At 64.3% G+C, this 12,545-nt stretch carries 15 protein-coding genes and 1 tRNA gene; 7 read left to right on the forward strand and 9 right to left on the reverse strand.

Going from position 1 to position 12,545, the window contains the following annotated elements; genetic code table 11:
* Positions 1-22: 22 nt before the first annotated feature.
* Positions 23-1,600, reverse strand: coding sequence for a porin (locus QM712_RS11965; protein WP_415023297.1), 1,578 nt, complete (start codon positions 1,598-1,600; stop codon positions 23-25).
* 609 nt (positions 1,601-2,209) lie between these two features.
* Positions 2,210-2,303 (reverse strand) — tRNA-Ser (locus tag QM712_RS11970).
* A 530-nt stretch (positions 2,304-2,833) separates the two neighbouring features.
* Between QM712_RS11970 and QM712_RS11975 the strand changes: the two genes are divergently transcribed.
* From QM712_RS11975 to QM712_RS12000, 6 genes are all read left to right on the forward strand, one after another.
* Positions 2,834-3,466 (forward strand): hypothetical protein, encoded by a 633-nt coding sequence (locus QM712_RS11975; protein WP_415023298.1) that lies wholly within the window; start codon positions 2,834-2,836, stop codon positions 3,464-3,466.
* A complete protein-coding gene (locus QM712_RS11980) occupies positions 3,379-5,217 on the forward strand; it encodes a helicase HerA domain-containing protein (protein WP_415023299.1) in 1,839 nt (612 codons plus the stop codon). Before QM712_RS11975 ends, QM712_RS11980 begins: the two co-directional genes overlap by 88 nt.
* Entirely contained in the window at positions 5,214-6,434 is a 1,221-nt protein-coding gene (locus tag QM712_RS11985) for a DUF5131 family protein (RefSeq protein ID WP_415023300.1), read from the forward strand. The genes QM712_RS11980 and QM712_RS11985 overlap by 4 nt, the downstream gene beginning before the upstream one ends.
* A 536-nt stretch (positions 6,435-6,970) precedes the next feature.
* Positions 6,971-7,264 (forward strand): hypothetical protein, encoded by a 294-nt coding sequence (locus tag QM712_RS11990; protein WP_415023301.1) that lies wholly within the window; start codon positions 6,971-6,973, stop codon positions 7,262-7,264.
* Positions 7,261-7,638, forward strand: coding sequence for a hypothetical protein (locus QM712_RS11995; RefSeq protein WP_415023302.1), 378 nt, complete (start codon positions 7,261-7,263; stop codon positions 7,636-7,638). The genes QM712_RS11990 and QM712_RS11995 overlap by 4 nt, the downstream gene beginning before the upstream one ends.
* Entirely contained in the window at positions 7,635-7,907 is a 273-nt protein-coding gene (locus QM712_RS12000; protein WP_415023303.1) for a hypothetical protein, read from the forward strand. Before QM712_RS11995 ends, QM712_RS12000 begins: the two co-directional genes overlap by 4 nt.
* Positions 7,908-7,928: 21 nt before the next feature.
* Here the strand turns inward: QM712_RS12000 and QM712_RS12005 are convergent, their stop codons facing one another.
* Positions 7,929-8,138, reverse strand: coding sequence for a hypothetical protein (locus QM712_RS12005; RefSeq protein WP_415023304.1), 210 nt, complete (start codon positions 8,136-8,138; stop codon positions 7,929-7,931).
* Positions 8,139-8,473: 335 nt separating this feature from the next.
* On the opposite strand from QM712_RS12005, the gene QM712_RS12010 reads away from it, so the two are divergent.
* Entirely contained in the window at positions 8,474-8,839 is a 366-nt protein-coding gene (locus QM712_RS12010) for a hypothetical protein (protein ID WP_415023305.1), read from the forward strand.
* Here the strand turns inward: QM712_RS12010 and QM712_RS12015 are convergent.
* The 6 genes from QM712_RS12015 to QM712_RS12040 form a co-directional block, all read right to left on the reverse strand.
* Positions 8,818-9,072 carry a hypothetical protein gene (locus QM712_RS12015; protein ID WP_415023306.1) on the reverse strand — a complete coding sequence of 85 codons (255 nt, stop codon included), beginning with the start codon at positions 9,070-9,072 and terminating at the stop codon, positions 8,818-8,820. The genes QM712_RS12010 and QM712_RS12015 overlap by 22 nt on opposite strands.
* Before the next feature lie 94 nt (positions 9,073-9,166).
* Entirely contained in the window at positions 9,167-9,409 is a 243-nt protein-coding gene (locus QM712_RS12020) for a hypothetical protein (RefSeq protein ID WP_415023307.1), read from the reverse strand.
* The gene (locus QM712_RS12025) at positions 9,409-9,654 is read right to left on the reverse strand and encodes a hypothetical protein (protein WP_415023308.1); all 246 of its coding nucleotides are present in this window, start codon (positions 9,652-9,654) and stop codon (positions 9,409-9,411) included. The genes QM712_RS12020 and QM712_RS12025 overlap by 1 nt, the downstream gene beginning before the upstream one ends.
* Positions 9,620-10,045, reverse strand: coding sequence for a hypothetical protein (locus QM712_RS12030; protein ID WP_415023309.1), 426 nt, complete (start codon positions 10,043-10,045; stop codon positions 9,620-9,622). Before QM712_RS12030 ends, QM712_RS12025 begins: the two co-directional genes overlap by 35 nt.
* Positions 10,046-10,047: 2 nt before the next feature.
* On the reverse strand, positions 10,048-11,304 hold the full coding sequence (locus tag QM712_RS12035; protein ID WP_415023310.1) for a peptidoglycan-binding protein: 1,257 nt from the start codon (positions 11,302-11,304) through the stop codon (positions 10,048-10,050).
* Positions 11,305-11,367: 63 nt separating this feature from the next.
* Positions 11,368-12,540 (reverse strand): tail fiber protein, encoded by a 1,173-nt coding sequence (locus QM712_RS12040; RefSeq protein WP_415023311.1) that lies wholly within the window; start codon positions 12,538-12,540, stop codon positions 11,368-11,370.
* Between the last annotated feature and the right edge of the window lie 5 nt (positions 12,541-12,545).

Raw genomic sequence — 12,545 nt, forward strand, 5'->3', positions numbered from 1 at the left:
CTGTCAGGTCGTTAGACCGAACTTACCAGTTGCGCTGGGCGCGGAGCAGCAGGGTCAGGGAGTTCTGATCCTTCAGCTCGTAGGTCGCGGCCGGCTTGGCGTTCGTGCCAGAGATCGCGGTGGTGGTCACAACACCGGAGTACTTCTGGTCGAGGTTGGTCCAGACGAGGTCAGCCGAGAACGTGAGGTTCTTGACCGGGGTCCAGCGGGTGATGATACCGAGCTGGCCGATGTTGAAGTCGGGGTTACACGAGGTAACACCGGCAACAGCCGAGATCACGCCGGTCGGGCCGCAGAGGTAGTTCTTGGCCATGGAGCCGAACTGAGCCGCAGCGTAAGCACCGTAGATCGAGGTGTTCCAGTACGGATCCCAGTTATGGGTGTAAGCACCACGGAAGCCCCAGGTCTTCACGCTTTCCTGCTGCGACTTGGTCGTGCCGCCGATGAAAACCGTGTCCGGAGCGTTGGCTGCGCCGACGCTGGCGTAGGCAATGTTCGAGCTGCCGTACATCGTGAACGCGCTACCAGCCAGGTTCTGGAAGTTGTAGCGAGTCGCACCATCCGTGTAGACGCCCGACACGTTGATCGTGTCACCAGCGCCGGTCGGGATGTTCTTGATCGACAGAGCGAGCTGAACCGCCCAGCCCCACTTGTCGTCGGGGTGGCCAGTGTCTTCGGTCGCGCCGTAGTAGGCAACGTGGTTGTCATGCGCCGCAACCGACGCCTGGAACAGACCCCAAGCCTGGTCGACACGCACCGTACCAACGAGGTTCGGCGAACGAGTGCCGCCGATGGCGTTGGAACCGTAAGCAGCACCGGTGATGCCGGTGAGACCAGCAGCGCCGCTCAGGTTGAGGTTGCCCGCCTGGTAGTAAGCAGACACGTCTTCAGCCGAGAACGAAGCCGTGACGCCCTGACCGAAGTCAGCGGTGTAGGTGAACTGGTTGACACCAGTGACCGTGCCGCTGCCGCCGACGAGGCCGTCGAAGTTGTTGCCGGGATAGTTGGTCCAGGGCGCGTCGAACTGCGACACGGCCTTACCCATGGTGAAGCCAGCGAACTGGATGAAGGCGTAGTACACGCCGAGCGAACCGCCCGAGGTGCCGCCGTCAGTCGGGTTGATCGTCGAACCGACCAGCGCCGGAGACGCACCCGCCGTGTTGAGAGCGAGCGTGCCGGTGTAGGCAGTCGCGCCCGTGGCCGAGCCCGTGCCCTGATAGCCGCCCGACGTCCACGAGAACGTGGCATCGAAGAAGGTACGGACAACGCCGTATTCGGTGGCGGTGCGCGTGTCGATGTTGAGATCTTCACGAGCGCGCATCGTGTAGTAGTTGCTCAGGCGATTGCGAGCGCTCGCGGGAGCGCCAGCCTGGGTGCCGTAAACGCTGTTCGAGTTCAGCGCGACTTCAGCACGCAGATAGCCACCCAGCTTGATGCAGGTGTCGGTGCCCGGGATGTAGTAGAATCCGGCTCCGTACAGGGAGCAGATCTTCACGTATTCGACCGCCTTGGCCTTTACGGGGAGATCGGCTGCCTGTGCTCCGCCAACGGCGATCAGACCCGCCGCTGAACCGAGCAAAAGGCTCTTAACCAACTTCATGTTAAACCTCCAAGTTGCTCTATAGGGAAGGTTCCGGATCCGCTGGGTGAAGCACCCTAGGTTGGTTCCCTTGTCCCTTTGACTCACCGCTTAGCCGCTTCGCGCCTTCGGACACACCCGCATGAACGCGAGGGACTTAAGCGAACCACCTAAAACGGGACGACCTCGGGATGCCCCCCTCCGTCGCCCGATCACAATTACCGAACGTCCTTGCACACACAACAACAGAACGCTTCGAAACGGGCCGATGGAGCGCGTTTTCCAATGGGTGTTGCACAAATAACACGCAGTTGTGATCAAACCGCGCCTGTAACACACTGTTTTTACTTATGTTTTTGAACGGGTTCCATTTGCCGTCGAAATTCCTCGCCTGACGGACCTCGGTCGGCGCAGATGGTGTTGCGGGCTCGACGCGCTCGAATCGTGGAATCGGACGAAGACTCAGAAGAGGCGCGCAGCCGCCCTCGACGGGTCGCCATGGATGGCTGAGAGAATCGCGATTGCTCGGCTGAGGGCATCGCGCGGCCGAGTCGGCCTGCGGAACGGAACGTCCGCGGCGCGCGTCCAAAGGCTTGATGTGGGGAGGATCAGTGCGCCAGCATCCTGGGCTGGCGGAGACGGAGGGATTCGAACCCTCGATAGGCCTTTACAAGCCTATAACGGTTTAGCAAACCGCCGCCTTCAGCCACTCGGCCACGTCTCCGTGAGCGCGGTAATGCCCGACAAATCGTTGGGCCGCAAGCACTTCCGAGGCGTTTTCCGCATCCGCGAATCTAGCGAATCTTGCGAATCTCGCGAATCCCGCGCGGTCACTAAAGTGGTCCCAGTGGTCACCCCGGGCCTAGCCCCGGAAGCAACTGCACAATTTCCATTTTGGCATCGATCAACCCTCGCGACCGCGGCAGCTCATGCCGTCGGGGTCCGCGGGGGCTGTGGTCCCGAAAGTGGTCCCACCCTTCGGGGCCAATCCGAAGAGCCGATTAGTCGCTGAAAACGCGGGAGCCAGCCGGCTCCCGCGCTCATCCTGTTGCGTCAGTTGCGTCGCGTTTTTCCAACATCACCGGAACTTATGGAGGCTCCGATGGGCGTCGTGGAGCGCATCATCGATTCATTGCTTGAAGTGCAGCACGGGAACCTTTCCTCGCGGAACCCCGCCGCCGACGTCCCGCATTCACCCGTACCGGGCCTAGCGTTGAAGGGCGCGAAGTCGTGAGCCAAAGGCACGCGCCCTCGATGCACGCCCGCAAGCGCTCGAATAAAAAGCGCTTGTGGGATCGCCATCCGGAAGACTGGTACATCGAACCGGACTGGTGCGACGACCGGTTGTTCGCCGCGGAAAAGTTCGAGGGCAGGATCCACGATCCAGCCTGCGGAAGTGGCCGTATCATCGCCGCGGCCAGGCGCGCAGGCCTGCGCGCGACCGGGAGCGATATCGTCAAGCGCGCGCCTAGCTTCCGGGTCGGAAATTTCTTCGAGCAAACGCGCTTCGTCGAGAACGTTGTCAGCAACGTGCCCTTCCGCTTCGCAATGGCCTTCGTCGGCCATGCGCTCAATCTCGCGGATCGGAAAGTCGCAATTCTCCTGCCGTCGGCTTGGATCAACGCCGAGGCGAGATCGATTTGGCTATCGCGGACGCCGCTCCGCCAGATTTGGTTGCTCGCTCCTCGGCCCTCAATGCCGCCGGGCCATCGCGCCAACGAGCCTCGCGTCGGTAACGGCACAACCGACTTCGCGTGGCTGGTCTGGGAGCGCGGCTATGTCGAGAAGCCCCGCATCGGATGGCTTCGCCGCGGCGATACCGACCCTTCCCCTATCAGCGTTCCGGCGCCCGGATTTGCGGCGCATCTTCTCAAGGAGCCCGCATGAGCGCGCGCAGTCCCATCCCGAAATCCGCCCTCGAACATCACATCGCTGTCCTCGGCAAGACTGGGAGCGGCAAAACTGCCACGTCCAAGAGCGCGATCGTCGAGCCCGAGCTCACCGCTGGCGGCCGCGTCGCGGTCATCGACCCCACCGGCGCCTGGTGGGGTTTGCGCCTGGCCCAGGACGGCAAGACGCCCGGGTTCCCAATCTATGTCTTCGGCGGAGACCATGGTGACTTCCCGCTCGCCGCCACCCAGGGCGAGATGATGGCCGAGGCGATCGGCAGCACCAATACGCCGGTGATCCTCGACACCAAGCTGCTCAAGACCAGCGAGCGAATGCGGTTCTTCACTGACTTCGCCGACGCAATTCTGCGGACCAATAAGGGGCCGCTGCGCCTGGTGATCGACGAAGCGCACCTCTTCGCACCGCAGGCGGGCACGCGTGGCGCCGGCGCGATGCCTGACATGCTGCATGCCGCCAACAATCTGATCAGCCTCGGCAGATCCTGTGGCCTGCGCATCGTGCTGATCAGCCAGCGGCCGGCCAAGCTGCACAAGGACAGCCTCACCCAGGTCGAGACGCTGCTCGCAATGAGGCTGATCGCGCCGCAGGACCGCAAGGCGATCGAGGAATGGATCGCGGACCAGGCCGACAAGGAAACGGGGAAGGACATCATCGCGTCCCTGCCCTCGCTCAAGGCGGGCGAGGCCTGGTGCTGGTCTCCGGAGGCGCACTTCCTCAAGCGCGTCCAGTTCCCCATGCCGGCGAGCTACGACTCCAGCAAACCGCAGGCGGCCGGCCGAACGACCAAGCGTCTCTCGCCGATCGACGTCGAGAAGCTGCAGGCGCAGTTCGCCAAGGTCAAAACCGAGGCCGCGGCCAAGGATCCGAAAGTTCTGCAGAAACGCATCGCCGAGCTCGAGCAGCAACTCCGGAGGGCGCAGGGCTCGGGGGACATGGCGCCGGCCGTGACGCAGCTGGCGGATGAGCGACGCATCGGTCGCGAGGAAGGCGAAGCGGCCGGCTTCAGACGCGGCCTCGACTGGTGCTCGGCATCCTACGGGGTATTCGGCAAGCACCTCGGTGCGATCGGGATCGCGCTCGAGCGCGCGATCGCGGACACCAAAGGCCAGCGGGAGATCGTCGAAAAGGAGCTCCAGAAATCGGGCCAGCAGACGGGCAAGCAAACCCCCGTGGACGCCCCGAAGCGCGAGCCGGGTGCTTCCCCGGTACCGCGTCAGCCAAAGCCTGCGCCTGCGGGTGGCGATGGCAATCTATCGCCGGCAAAACAGAAGGTCCTCGACGCGATCGCCTGGGCCGCCTCGCTCGGCAAGCCGTCCATTGCAAAGGACATGGTGGCCATCCTAGCAGGCGCCTCGCCGACGTCCTCGAGCTACGCGAACAATCTCGGGGCGCTGCGATCGGCCGGGCTAATCGATTACCCGGCCCCGGGCGAAGTTGGGCTCACAGCTAAAGGCGACGCCGTCGCGGTGCCGCCGGCGGACGCGCCGACGCATGATGCAATTATGCAAAAAATTGGCGCGGTGCTTCCGCCGGCGCAAATGCGGATCCTGGCGGCCACGGCCGAACACTACCCCAACCACCTCGGCAAGGACGAGCTCGCGGCCTGCGTCGGTGCGTCCCCGACGTCCTCGAGCTTCGCCAACAATCTCGGCCGGCTGCGCACGCTCGGCTTCATCACCTATCCCGCGGCTGGCAGCGTGCGCGCCGGCGAGAGCCTTTTCCCATGAGCGAAAATTCCAAAATCGAGTGGACCGACGCGACTTGGAATCCCATCACCGGATGCAGCGTCCTCTCGCCTGGCTGCAAGCGCTGCTATGCGATGGGGCTTGCCGGCACGCGACTGCGAAATCATCCATCCCGCAAGGGTCTGACTGAAGAGAGCAACGCCGGCCCCGTCTGGAACGGCAAGGTGCGCTTCAATGGCGAGTGGCTGCTCCAACCGCTGGCGTGGTCGCGGCCGCGCATGATTTTCGTCTGCGCCCACGGCGATCTTTTCCACGAGAGCGTGCCGGACAACTGGATCGACCAGGTGTTCGCGGTCATGGCGTTGGCGCCTCGCCACACCTTCCAGGTGCTCACGAAGCGCGCGCAGCGCATGCGGGAATATCTCACCGACGACGACGTTGGCGAACGCATCGCACTCGCAGCACACAAGCTCTGGGCCGCGAAGCTTGCACCGGGAGCGAAGGGCTATCTCTCGATCGAAGTTCTTCGCGATGCCTTCGGATTGAAGCACGTCAGCGAGACGCTTCAATCTTGGCCGCTCCTGAACGTCTGGCTCGGCGTCTCCGCCGAGCGTCAACAGGAGGCAAGCGAGCGCATTCCCTATCTGCTCGCAACGCCGGCGGCCGTGCGCTTCGTCTCTCTCGAGCCACTCCTTGGCCCGATCGACCTTGGCGCGCTGCACCCCGGCGGAGCGCAGACACTCGATGCGCTAAGCGGTCTGTCGGTGAACCCGGCATATTCCGGCTGGTCGCGCCTCGATTGGGTGATTGTCGGCGGCGAGAGTGGCGACGGCGCGCGCCCGATGCACCCGGCCTGGCCGACCTCGATCGAGCGGCAATGCACCGACGCCGGCGTCGCCTTCCACTTCAAGCAGTGGGGCGCGTGGGTGCCGGTATGTGCCACCAACGACGCATTTATCGACACTCTGTACCATCCGGCGCCGAAGCGCGATCCTGATGCGTCGCGCCGCTGCAACGTCGATCAGTTGGTAATGCACGCCGACGGCTCGCAGCATCGCGGATTTGGGGCCGGCGTCTATGCTGCCGGCGCCGAAGCAATGTTGATGTTTGAGGTCGGCAAGAAGCGCGCTGGCCGACTGCTTGGTGGCCGCGAGCACAATGGCATGCCCGGAGCGCGCGGAATGCCCCCTCTGCTCCAAGGCGAGCTCTCCGATCAGCAGCTAACTAACTGTCACCACCAGCCGGAGGGAGAGCGATGACGAAGCCGCGGCAGTGGAACGCCTATTACGACGTCGACGGCGCCCTCTGGGCCATCTTTCTCTGGGGGCATTCGCACGACCTACGCACGCTGAATTCGCTGCCTGCAAGAAGGAGATGCGCACGGCGTCGATCGGGAATGATGCCTGTTTCCACAGCAATCTCGAGGTCCGCCGTTTTTGGATCGGGGATCAGGGCGCGAATGCCAGCGAGCCGGATCACCCGTGGGAATTCTGCGCCAAGACCGATCGCGGTGCAACGCCCGTAACGGGAGTGAAATTCCAATGACCGACGAAACCCGACACTCGCCGACGCAAACCGTGTCGCACGATCGTCTGACGGACCGGGGGGGCCTCGTTCATATCGTGGCATGTCATTCGCGCTCGCTGGCTCAAACGGCATGCGGCCAGTCGTTCACGCTGGGGCGAGGCGGGACCAGTGTCTGGCAGCTGGCAACCGGACATCATCACGAGATCTGCATCGGCTGTCGTCGCGCCGAGCAGCTAAACACGTCTCATCGGCCGGAGGGCGAATTGTGATGGCCCTGCCCCAGCTCGAACTGTCCGATCATCACCGTTCGCCCTTCGACGAGGCCGTGCTGATCATCGGCGGCGAGGAAGAAAAGACGATCACCATCGAGTGCGATCGCGCGCTCGATCTCGCCCATCGCCTAATCATCTACGTTAACGCTCACGCGGAGATCGTGAAGACGCTCACCGCGGCGCTGCACGCACTGCGATCCTACGAATTCGGCAATTCCGCTCCGGAGCTTGCCCACGGCATTGCCGACGAACTCCAAGCCCTCATCAACCGAACCGAGGAAGCCGCATGACGCAACTGACGTTTCCAGAAACCATCACGCCGGAGATCGACGAGATCCTCGGCATGCCGAATTTCCGCACCACGCCGATTGCACACCTTTTCCGCGAAAGCGGCGAGGACATCCCACCGAAAATGGAGCGCGAACAGGCCTTCATCCTCTTCTGGCTTCTTCGCCTGGCGCTCGAGCACGGGGCGGATTGGAAGCAGCATGCTGGGGCAGAAATCGAGCGGCGCCTCGATATCGTGAAGGCGCAAAGGCAGAACGCATCCGAGACCAAGCCGAATAGCACCTTAGTCGAGGTTCGCCATGACGACGGCCATCGCGTTCCAATACACATTGATGGCGACCGCGTCACTGCCATCGGAGAGGATGAGGGGCGATGACCGAGCAACTGGACATGTTTGCCGCGCCGCCGGCGCCCCTGCCCGCTACGCCGCCGGTCGTGGAGGAGCCGCCGGCGCCCGCGCCCACCAGCCTGCACTGGCTGCATATCACGACGAAGCGCGCGATGACCGCCTGCGATATCTCGGTCCCCGCCTTCTACAGGCAGCTCGGCGTCGGGTACGATGCCAGCGGCGAGAAGATCGCCTGCACCATTAACCGCGACGACGGCACCGTGATGTGCCAGCGTTGCCTGCAGGAAATGTCGTGAAGCGCGGCTTCCTACGGTCGGCTAGAACAGCGTCTGCGGCGCGGGCGGCCTTCCATCTGCCATCAAAGCTCCTCCTGGGACGAGATGGCCTTTGATCTTGCCCGTTTTCGCGTCGCACAGGTTTCCCGACGCATCGACGCGATAGACCTTCTTCCGATCGACGCTCCAGACTTCGTTGCCTATACGCATGGCGACCTGTTTCCCTGTGCTATCGAATACCGGGCCATTCATGATGGGGTCTCCAATTTGGGTGCCAGGCGAAGCTTCCGCCGATTCGCCAAAATTTGCAGCTGCCGCCGGCCGAGCAGGAGCACCCTGCCTGGCGCCTGGCGACCCAAACGCTGATCGACGCTGCCGAGGGCCGCGGTTTCCTCCCGCAGGCACGGGTCGCCGTCCTTCGGGCGTTGAACCGGCATCTGCCACCGCCGCCGCGAATCCGGAAGGAGGACGGGCGGGACAAATGGCGGGCCAGGCGGGCGGCCGGGTAAACATCCCTTAACGCGTTATGGAATATTTTGCCGTTGCGCGCAGCCTTTTTTCCGCGTTCCGCGCGCCGCAGGACAGCCATGGCCAAGCCGCCAAAGCCAAAGACCCGCCTCGAGCTTTGCCGCGAGCTGCTCGAGATCCAGTCGGCCAACCGCCTCACCTTCGATCGCATTGACGCGATCAAAACAGAGCTGAAGGTCCGCGCCTCCAGCGAGGGCAAATTCCGCGAGACCTTCGTCGGCCTTGGCTACGTGTCGGTGTCGCCGGCCACTCCCGAACAGGTCACCGGCGAAGCGCCCGAACTGGTCGTCGCCTCCTGGCAAGCCCTCACGGAATCGCGCCGCGAGAAACTGCTCGAGCAGGGTCTGGTCGAGGTCAAGCCGACCGTCAAAGGCCCCTATCACGGTCGCGTCGACGTCAAGCTTCACCCCGCGCCCGCCTCCTGAGAACCCCCGTCGTTATCATCGCCGGCCGCCTTCGCGGCCGAACGGGATCGATCGCCGGCACCCTCGAGGACCGCGCGGCGCGCGGCATCACCAGGGCCATTGTCCGCGCCGGCGCCGAGGTCGAACTGCTCTCGATCGAGAGCTTGCGCGTCGACGATCAGCCTGATCTCTTCGCTGGTCATGAACAGGATCAACCGCATCGGCCGGCGCACGCTGATCACAATGGCGCTCATCGCGGTCGGCACGCTGGTCTGGCACGCGCTGAAATAAAAACGCCGCCGGCGCGGGGGCGCCGACGGCGTTGACGAGCTAATCCAGATTGGCTGATCAGCGGCCGAGCAGCTTCGCCATATTGGCCGCGATGGTCAGCACCACCGCAACAAGCCCCAGGCAACCGCCGATCACGGCGAACACCTTGACGATGAACCAATTGATCGTCTTCGCCTTGGTGAAAAAGTCGTACATCTCGCCGACCTGTTTGGCGATCTGGTCATGACCGTCCGCGCGCTTTTCGAGCGCAACGATGCGGTCAAGCTGGGTCGGCGGTCGGCTCGAAGCCACGGCGCGCATCATTTATCTCCCTTTGCCGCATAGTCCGAACGCTGCCGCCGCAGACACGCCCGCGCGAGCGCGATGACACCGTTTTGTTCGATTGCGATCGCCTCGACCCATAGGAACGCCTGCACTGCGTCGTCGTCGGGCCCGAACGCCGGCAGCGGGATCTGCTCGAGCAGATCCTCGCAGGTCACGGGAATATCGACGCGCAACGGCGGCGCGAGGTCAGCGAGCCTCGGGCCGCAGGAGGCCAGCAGCATCGCCGAGGCGGCAAGTGCCAGGCTTGCCAGCCGCGGCAGCGAGACCTTTCCGTTTCGCATATTTGTTAACCTTATCCTGAAGGGCCTTGTTCTCTCGGCGCAGCGCCTCGAGCTTCGGTGCGAAGAATTTGTTGAGATCCGCAGCGACATCGGAATCGCGCTGCGTCGCCGCGGCGGCCGCCGCGCGGTGATCGGCGACGATGCGCTGGTCGCAGCGAGCGACCTCCTCCCGGTGCACATGCAGAGCCGTGAAACCGAGTGCGGCGAGCACCGCGAGGATCTTGAGGCAGGTGCCGCAGCGGACGAGCCAGCCGAGGGCCTGCCCGGCGCCGGCGACCGTGGCGCCGCCGCCGGGGATGAGCGCTATCGCGCCCGCGAGCGAGGCCAGCATGATCAGCGCCCCATGTTCGCGGCTGAGCGGTGGTCCTCGAGCCTGATCCGGGCGATGCGCGCGGCGTCAACCAGCACCAGGATTCCGACCACGGCCGCGGCAACACCGATCGGCAGCGCCCAGGAGCTCGAGAACATGGCTTTCAGCAACGGGCGGGCCTGATCGAGGATGCCGGCGGCCTGGTGGGCCTTGTCGATGCCGGCTTGGACGGCGTCGAGATCGAAGGCGCCGCCCTCTTCGGCGCCGACCCCGCCCAGCGTGGAGAGCCCCAGGAGGAGCTTCAGCCGGCCGTACAGGCTGAGGCGGTCCGTCCCGGCAATAGTCCGTGAGCCTGCTTCTCGCAGGTCCTGGACCGTCGCGGTCGCCCGCGCCTCGCCGATCGGCGCCCCCGGGGAACGCGCCAGGGCGGCGCTGGTGGCGTCGTCGACCACGCCGGTGGCCGGAAGGCCGTGATTGAGCTGGAGGGCCGCCACGGCGCCCCTGGTGGCTTCGTGGAAGTCGCCATCGTCCCGACCGACCCCGTATCCCTTGGCCTTCAGGGCCGCCTGGAGGCCCTTCACCGCGAAGCCGCTGTCGCCGTAGCCCAGATCCCCGGCCGGACGGGCCACAGGCGCCGGAAACAGCGCGGCCTGGCCGTGCTCGGCCATCAGGGCGGTCTTCCAGTGCCGGGTCCAGTCTTCGCGCTGGGCGAGCCCGATGAAGCCGCCGTTGAGATGGTAGGTCACACCCCGGATATCGTCCGCCTGTGCGAACCGGACGCAGCCGCACAGGACGAAATCGACCGCGGCACATTCGAGGAAGAGATCCGGCCGGTTGACCAGGTCGGGCTCGTTGAGCAGATCCCGGGCCATCTTCTGGGCCAGCCGAAAATAGCCGTCATGCCCCGTGGTGTTGGTCCCGCCCCTGCCCCGAAACCACCAGCCGTCATTCGAGCCCGGCCGGTTGCCCATGCGGCCGTTGTAGACCTTGTTAGCGAGCTTCTGAGGCTGGTGCGCGAACGGCATCGCGTCGGCGAGCGAAGCAAAGCGCTTGGGCCAAGTCCGCACTATTCCCTCGGGGGAATAATTCAGGTTCTCCACGAGCTCGCGACCAGCGCCGCACTCGTGGCTGATCTGCGCCATGAAGATCGCGACGACCAGTGGCGAAAACCCGTACTTCGCGAAAACTTCCGGCGCGGTTGCGACGATGCCATCGCGCAGGTCTTGAGGAGCACGCGGCCACAGGCGCGCGAGCGCCTGGCCGAAGACGGTGTCGGTCATGGGATCACCTTCGTTTTGTTGAAAAAGAGATGGAGAGGACAGCTCGGCGGGGAACGGCCGCGGCTAGAGCACGCGCAGAAGCTTGTTGGCGATGATCGTCGGCTGAGCGAGAGAGAACGGCGTGCTCGCTCCGCCCTGCGCCGCGAACGTGTACGAGATCGACTTGGTCCCGATGAACGCCGACCGCTGACCAATATTGGTGCCGGCCGTGTTGCCCGCGGCCAGGGCCGCATCGGTGTCACTTCCCGTCGTCGCAACCGTATTTAGGTTGGCCGTCAAATTGAGCGCCGGAGGGACACTGAAGGACGGCGTATAGGGCGGGAGGTTCAAGGTCGCGAGCGCCTTGGTATCCGCACCGCCAGAGCCGCCGAGCGTCGTAGGTCCGCCCGCCGTGATACTCGTGGCGCTCAAGCGGTTGGCAGCCGTCCCACCCATGTCATCACGTCCAGCAGCGACGCGCCCGCGGTGATCAGGAATATTGAAAGTGGTCGCTCCGTCGCCCGCGCCGTGTGTCGTCCCAAGTACATCGAAGAGCTTCGCGTAGGTCGTTCGCGAGAGCGCTTGCCCATACATGAGTGCGAACGCGCTGCTTGGGGGCGTTGCGCCCCAGAAGTCCATACCGCCGCCCAGCGGGATACCATAAGCATTGCCACCGAGCGCATGCAGATAGAAGCTCTGGTCCGTGTGACGATAGAGGGCGGTGTAGGGGGAGCCCGTAACCAGCACGTTTGAACCGAGATCCACGCCGGGCGCCAAGCGTAGTGGCTTGGGGCCGAGCCCATCGACGTTAAGCGTCACTCCCTGCCCATTCATCGCGTGGGGCGTAAAGGCGATGATATTGCCATCAAGACGCGACAGGCTGTCGTATTTTCGATAGCTGGCAACGGTGTAGGCCGTCGCCGTGCCGCCCGTCACGATCGCACCGGTAATGTCCTCCCGGAACATCGACGTCGATGCGAGTGGACCGGCCATGATCTCCTTGGTGCCGGCGCCAAACGTTCCCTTGGTCTCCTCGACGGTGGTCAGCGTCAGTTCATTGGACGCACTATAGGTGGCGATACCCGTCCAGAACGCGACGCCGGGCTCGACGACGCTGACGTAGGTCGTATCGCCGATCGACATGAACGAGGAGAACGTGTTGTAAGAGTTGTCGGCGGCGCCGGCGAGCGCCAGCGGACCGCTGCCCGACGTCGTCGACAGCTCGAGGATGCGCGCACGGGCGCGTACGAAAGCCATCTCGT

This window comes from Bradyrhizobium sp., from assembly GCF_047605465.1.
Classification (GTDB): domain Bacteria; phylum Pseudomonadota; class Alphaproteobacteria; order Rhizobiales; family Xanthobacteraceae; genus Bradyrhizobium.

Excerpts from the sequence above, each read along its gene's own strand:
- QM712_RS11965 (WP_415023297.1), bottom strand. The coding sequence starts at position 1,600 with ATGAAGTTGGTTAAGAGCCTTTTGCTCGGTTCAGCGGCGGGTCTGATC.
- QM712_RS11975 (WP_415023298.1), top strand. The coding sequence starts at position 2,834 with ATGCACGCCCGCAAGCGCTCGAATAAAAAGCGCTTGTGGGATCGCCAT.
- QM712_RS11980 (WP_415023299.1), top strand. The coding sequence starts at position 3,379 with ATGGCTTCGCCGCGGCGATACCGACCCTTCCCCTATCAGCGTTCCGGC.
- QM712_RS11985 (WP_415023300.1), top strand. The coding sequence starts at position 5,214 with ATGAGCGAAAATTCCAAAATCGAGTGGACCGACGCGACTTGGAATCCC.
- QM712_RS11990 (WP_415023301.1), top strand. The coding sequence starts at position 6,971 with ATGGCCCTGCCCCAGCTCGAACTGTCCGATCATCACCGTTCGCCCTTC.
- QM712_RS11995 (WP_415023302.1), top strand. The coding sequence starts at position 7,261 with ATGACGCAACTGACGTTTCCAGAAACCATCACGCCGGAGATCGACGAG.
- QM712_RS12000 (WP_415023303.1), top strand. The coding sequence starts at position 7,635 with ATGACCGAGCAACTGGACATGTTTGCCGCGCCGCCGGCGCCCCTGCCC.
- QM712_RS12005 (WP_415023304.1), bottom strand. The coding sequence starts at position 8,138 with ATGAATGGCCCGGTATTCGATAGCACAGGGAAACAGGTCGCCATGCGT.
- QM712_RS12010 (WP_415023305.1), top strand. The coding sequence starts at position 8,474 with ATGGCCAAGCCGCCAAAGCCAAAGACCCGCCTCGAGCTTTGCCGCGAG.
- QM712_RS12015 (WP_415023306.1), bottom strand. The coding sequence starts at position 9,072 with ATGAGCGCCATTGTGATCAGCGTGCGCCGGCCGATGCGGTTGATCCTG.
- QM712_RS12020 (WP_415023307.1), bottom strand. The coding sequence starts at position 9,409 with ATGCGCGCCGTGGCTTCGAGCCGACCGCCGACCCAGCTTGACCGCATC.
- QM712_RS12025 (WP_415023308.1), bottom strand. The coding sequence starts at position 9,654 with ATGCTGCTGGCCTCCTGCGGCCCGAGGCTCGCTGACCTCGCGCCGCCG.
- QM712_RS12030 (WP_415023309.1), bottom strand. The coding sequence starts at position 10,045 with ATGCTGGCCTCGCTCGCGGGCGCGATAGCGCTCATCCCCGGCGGCGGC.
- QM712_RS12035 (WP_415023310.1), bottom strand. The coding sequence starts at position 11,304 with ATGACCGACACCGTCTTCGGCCAGGCGCTCGCGCGCCTGTGGCCGCGT.
- QM712_RS12040 (WP_415023311.1), bottom strand. The coding sequence starts at position 12,540 with ATGGCTTTCGTACGCGCCCGTGCGCGCATCCTCGAGCTGTCGACGACG.